The organism is Mesorhizobium sp. M7A.F.Ca.CA.004.04.2.1 (assembly GCF_004022825.1).
GTDB lineage: Bacteria > Pseudomonadota > Alphaproteobacteria > Rhizobiales > Rhizobiaceae > Mesorhizobium.
On the sequence record NZ_RZPH01001783.1, the window covers coordinates 1 to 465 of the forward strand.

A 465-nucleotide genomic window follows, 5' to 3' on the forward strand; every position below is an offset into this window, starting at 1 on the left:
CTCTTGACATACCGCATCACCACCTGCGCGGCGATCTCGCCGGACGGTCTATCCGTCGCCATGCGCCGCGTGATCTCTGCAAATCCATTCTTCTGCCAGGCGCGCATGCCGCTGTCGGCGAACAGGGCTTCCAATTGCCGGGCCAGATTGTTCGGCTTGATGTAGCCGTCGTAGAATTCCGGAATAAGCGCTCGATCCGATATCAGATTGGGCAGCAGCGCCGACCAGACGGAAACGAGGTACGGCGCCAAGACCCGCGCGACCGGGTCGAGCCTGTAGCAGGAAATCATCGGCACGCCGGCCAGCGCCAGTTCCAGCGATACCGTCCCGGACGCGATCAGCGCCGCATCGGCTTTGCCGAAAGCCTGCCATTTGCGCTGGGAATCGACGATGATCTCAGGCTTTTCATCCCAGCGGTTGACGGAGGATTTGACGAGCTCGGCGACATGCGGAACGGTCGGCAGC

1 pseudogene is annotated in these 465 nt (G+C 61.9%); it reads right to left on the reverse strand.

The features are described 5' to 3' along the window. Positions 1 to 465: pseudogene (locus tag EN893_RS37560) on the reverse strand (lipid-A-disaccharide synthase); the annotation flags it as partial.